The following is a 5,181-nucleotide window of genomic DNA, read 5'->3' as shown; positions in this document are numbered from 1 at the left end:
GTATAAATAGTATTTTTATTAATAATCTAGTATTTACTTTCAATACTCCTCTCTGCATAAAGTTTTACCAAATATTTTCAGGTGAATATTACCAAATAAAAAATGTTTTGTCTATGTATTTTATTGGGGCTTTATTTTGCAAGCATAATTCTATGTAAGAATTTTCTATATTTACCCTCCCTATATAATGACATTTTTTCCCTTACTTCGACATAAATCAAATGGTACAGTTTATAGGACAAATATAGAACCCACTTGTAGACATTATTTTGTATGAAAAATTGAATCGAAACATGAGTTACTAGTTAGGAGGCGAAATATATTTTAACTATTTTTCAAATAGTACTTAAGGGTAGAGTGCTAAACGTTTGAAAATAGCTTGTAAATGCTTCTATGGAATGGAGGTTGTCATTTGAAAGAAAAAGATAAGCTTCAGGTGAATAGGAACAACGTTAATTTTTCTAAAGATATAATATATCAAATTGTAACGGACAGATTCCATAACGGATGCCCATCATATAATCCCAAAGGGGAATTATACGATGAATCTAGGAAAAATAAAAAGAAATACTTTGGTGGAGATTGGATAGGGATTATTGAAAAATTAAATACAAATTATTTTACTAAACTAGGTGTGACGTCATTATGGATATCTCAACCGGTAGAAAATATCTTTACTCCAATAAATGATTTGGTAGGAAGTACTTCATATCATGGCTATTGGGCTCGTGATTTTAAAAGAACAAATCCTTTTTTTGGGACATTTGAAGACTTTCAAACCTTAATAACAACCGCTCATGCAAAAGACATAAAAATTATTATGGATTTTGCACCTAATCACACTTCGCCTGCATTACATGATGATGCGACCTATGCTGAAAATGGTAGATTATATGATAATGGATTGTTACTTGGTGGATATGATAATGATTACAATCATTATTTTCATCATAATGGTGGGACGGATTTTGAAGAATATGAAGACGGAGTTTATCGTAATTTATTTGATCTTGCAGATCTAAATCACCAAAATATAGCTATTGATTTGTATTTTAAAGAAGCTATTAAATTATGGCTAGACCAAGGGATAGATGGTATACGAGTTGACGCAGTAAAACACATGTCATATGGCTGGCAAAAAAGTTGGCTAAATTCAATCTATAATTATAGACCAGTATTTATTTTTGGTGAATGGTATATCAATCCGAATGAGTATGACCATAGAAATATTCATTTTGCAAATAATAGTGGTATGAGTTTATTAGATTTTAGTTTTGCTCATAAAGTACGTGAAGTTTTTCGAGATGGAATGGATTCCATGCGTGGGTTACACAAAATGATTGAAGAAACATATCAAATTTATAATGATGTAAATAATCTTGTTACTTTTATTGATAATCATGATATGGACCGTTTTCACATTAATGGACAAAGTAAACGTAGAATAGAACAATCATTAGCATTCTTGTTAACTTCAAGGGGAATACCTTCTGTATACTATGGGACAGAGCAGTATATGGTTGGAAATGGAGATCCGAACAATCGTGGTCAAATGGAATCTTTTGATGTGAATACAGATAACTTTAAGATAATACAATCTTTATCTTCGCTTCGTAGTTTAAATTATGCACTTCCATATGGAAATACCAAAGAAAGATATATAACGGATGATATTTATGTATATGAAAGGTACTTTGGAAGTGATGTGGTATTAATAGCGTTGAATCGAAATTTAACAGAAGGATATGAAATAAAAGATGTTAAAACAATTCTTCCTTCTAGAAAGTATAAGGACATACTAGATGGCCTTTTAGATGGTGAAGCAATTAGAGTTGAAAATAATAATATAGATTCATTATGGCTTGGACCTGGGTCAGTACATGTTTGGCACCATAAAGGAGTAAATAGTATACCTTTAATAGGGACTGTGGGACATAAAATGACAACAGTTGGTCAAATAATTTGTATTGAAGGATGTGGTTTTACTTCTAAAAAAGGATCAGTATTATTTGAGGAAAAAGAGGCGGAAGTTGTTTCATGGTCACATACTAGTATAAAAGTAAAAGTTCCAGCAGTGAACGATGGTAAATATGAAATTACTGTTTTAACAGATACAGGAACTAGGAGTAATATCTATAAACATGTAGAGGTCTTAAATACAAAGCAAGTTTGTGTTCGATTTGTTATTGAAAATGGATACGAAATACCAGATTGTGATGTTTTTATAATGGGTAACACATATTCATTAGGAAATATGAAACCTTGCAAAGCGGTAGGGCCATTTTTCAATCAAATAATGTTTCAATTTCCTACGGGTTATTTTGATATAAGTGTTCCGGCTGATACCTTGCTAGAATTTAAATTTATTAGAAAGATCAATAACACACTATTGATTGAAGGCGGAGAGAATCATAAGTATCTGACCCCGAGTTTTGGAACTGGAGAAGTGGTTGTAAAGTGGCAAACTGCAGAAAAAACTATCTTGGTGGAGTCTTAACTATTTAGGTCTACTTTTTTTTACAATTGTAATTAAAATCGGGGGAATTTCATTCTGGTAGCTAAAACAAAAGCTTTTACTGAAAAATTCTCTTAAAAGTTAATAAAGGGTACGTTTTTAAGCTAAGAAATTTGAAGAGAACTGTAATAATGAAAGTGAAAAATAGAAAATTGGAGGTTACTATGGAACGAGCTTCTAAAGTGATTACGACTGAAAATTTTTATTCTGAAATACTTGAGAATAGTAGAAAACTATTTATATATTTACCACCTGGTTATGAAAGCAATTCGTACCAAAAGTATCCTGTATTATATATGCATGCTGGGCAGCGCTTGTTTGAACCAGTAATAAAAAATGATGAATCATGGAATGTCCACAAGACAACTGATATGCTAATTTATGAAGGGAAAATTCAAGAGATAATAATAGTAGGTATAGCACATAAAAGAATCATCGAAAATAATGAGTTTTGTCATTTCATTTCACCAGATAAACATATAGAATGCTCTGGGTTATTATATGAAAAATTTATAATCAATGAGGTGAAACCTTACATTGATGAAAATTTTAGAACATTGACTAGTGCTGAAAATACAGCTCTAATAGGGTCATCAGCAGGTGGTTTATCAACTTATAATATTGGTTTCCGCAATCCTGAAGTGTTTGGGAAAATTGGGATGTTATCCCCATTCTTTGTGAAAGTTGAAGATGATCATTCGGAATTAAAATTATATGAAATGTATGAAGGGAAAAAAGACTTAAAAATATGGATGGATATAGGTAGTGCGGAAGGTTTTTTCTTGGTAAAACATGTGAGAGATATTGCAGAAACTTTATTGGAAAATGGTTACAAATATAGAGATGATTTAATTTTTTATCAGGATCCAAATGGTGCACATTTTGAAAAAGACTGGGGAGAACGTATGCATCTACCATTAATATATTTTTTTGGAGATATTGGCAATATAGTTAATGTTACATTAGATGGGCGAGATGTAGTTGGATTAACTGGAATGAAAGTGAAAATTAATCCAATTGTTACGTACGATAGTGGTTTTGAAATGAGTGTTTTAGATGGTGTGTTTGTAGTCGATAAACCAGACGTGCTAGAGGTTATGGGGGATGGAACAATTATACCTAAGAAAATAGGAGAAGCCGAAGTTACCTTTGTAACACAAGGTGTAAAAGGGATACCTAAAAAATATAAGGTAATAGAAACATTATCAGAATTTGTAGATGTTTCTGTAACAGTCGAAGTACCTGAAAATACACCAGTTGGTGAACGAATTTATATGAGTGTAGGCATGATACTAGATAGAATAGAAAAAAATCGTTTTGCAGGTAATTTTAAAGTACCAAGGGACCTTGCATGCAGGTTTAAGTTTTCAAGAGGCTTTAGGCTCTTTGAAGTGGATAAATTAGGACAACCTATTCCACATAGAAAATTTAAAGCTACTAAGGACTTACAGTTGAATTATACTGTTGAGAACTGGATAGGGCTGTAAAAAAATAAATATGGGGTGAGTGCTGTAGTGAAAATGAAAGAATTAATTCCAACTTTTGATGTCCCTTATTATTATTCATGCTATATACCAATTCTTCACGATAAATTAAAAAGTATGGGTAGCATTAGTTACATGAGTTTAATAGCCAATGAAGAGTTATATAGTATACCAGCATATCGTATGGATACTATCACATCGGTACCTTCTGTAGCTAGATATACACAGTTGTTAGAATATAATCAAACATTTCGTATGGAGAAACATGTATATTCTAATTTTGAAAAGGGGCTTCAATATATAAAAGAATGTTTGAATCGTCAAGAAGTATTTATTGCCTTAGGAAGCACCTTTTTTCTACCATATAGTAATGATTATTTGAACCCCAAATTTATAAAAAGTCATATAGATGTCCATACGGATAAATATGTTACAGACCATTACCTCGCAATTAACAAACTTACAGAAGATAGAGTATTTGTTCAAGATCCAGTTCCTAATAAATTTATGGGTGAGATATCAATGGAGGAGTTTCATTCTTTTTGGAAAGGAGGAAAAGCTATACCTGAATTGGCTCAAGCAAAAGGTATAGAAAGAATTTCATCTTACTCATCAATTGATGTGATTATACAGGAAAAAATAAGCATGGAAAACCTTAAAGATATTTTTTTGAGAACACTAAAAAAAATATCAAGTGAGTATGTTCGAGGTTTAGTTATGCAAAAAAACAATAAGATATATTATTTTGGTAAGATTGCAGCCCTTGAACTTAAAGAAAATATAAATGAAGATTTTCATAAACAAAGAAATATGTTTCCTTTGTATTTGAAATGTTTATTTGATATGAGATGGAGTAGATATTTTTTATATGACTTACTTATAGACATGAACGCGTTATTTAAAGATAAATTTATTCATATTACTAGTGAGTTAATGGATATAAAACAATCATGGGAAAGACTGTATAAGATTGCACATATTAAATTATTAAAAAAAGATAGTAACTTAAGTGATCTCGAATCTTTTAATTTGATAATGATGAATATTATTAATAGAGAGTGTGTCTTACATGAGAATATGTTATTTCTTCTGCAACATAATTATAGTCTTCAGTCTTAATAGGGAAAAGATAATTGAGAGAAGTAGAGTAAGGCTACAACGTATACTTACAAACTTTATCAG

General features: G+C 30.8%; 3 protein-coding genes. All 3 read left to right on the top strand.

Annotated features, from left to right (window positions below; genetic code table 11):
* The first annotated feature begins 412 nt into the window (after window positions 1–412).
* Window positions 413–2,497: an alpha-amylase family glycosyl hydrolase gene (locus DN403_RS29450; RefSeq protein WP_149186057.1), complete on the top strand. Its 2,085-nt coding sequence runs from the start codon at window positions 413–415 to the stop codon at window positions 2,495–2,497.
* Window positions 2,498–2,679: 182 nt separating this feature from the next.
* On the top strand, window positions 2,680–4,002 hold the full coding sequence (locus DN403_RS29445) for an alpha/beta hydrolase (RefSeq protein WP_061667041.1): 1,323 nt from the start codon (window positions 2,680–2,682) through the stop codon (window positions 4,000–4,002).
* 27 nt (window positions 4,003–4,029) lie between these two features.
* Complete coding sequence (locus tag DN403_RS29440; protein ID WP_149186056.1) at window positions 4,030–5,118, top strand: cysteine peptidase family C39 domain-containing protein; 1,089 nt, start codon at window positions 4,030–4,032, stop codon at window positions 5,116–5,118.
* Window positions 5,119–5,181: the final 63 nt, after the last annotated feature.

It is taken from the genome of Bacillus sp. AY2-1 (genome assembly GCF_008368965.1).
GTDB classification, from domain to species: Bacteria; Bacillota; Bacilli; order Bacillales; family Bacillaceae_G; genus Bacillus_A; species Bacillus_A thuringiensis_S.
Note: the sequence above shows the minus strand (reverse complement) of the source record. Positions and strands in the feature narration are given on the sequence as shown.

Coding starts and splice junctions, on each gene's coding strand:
- DN403_RS29445 (WP_061667041.1), top strand. CDS start 2,680: ATGGAACGAGCTTCTAAAGTGATTACGACTGAAAATTTTTATTCTGAA.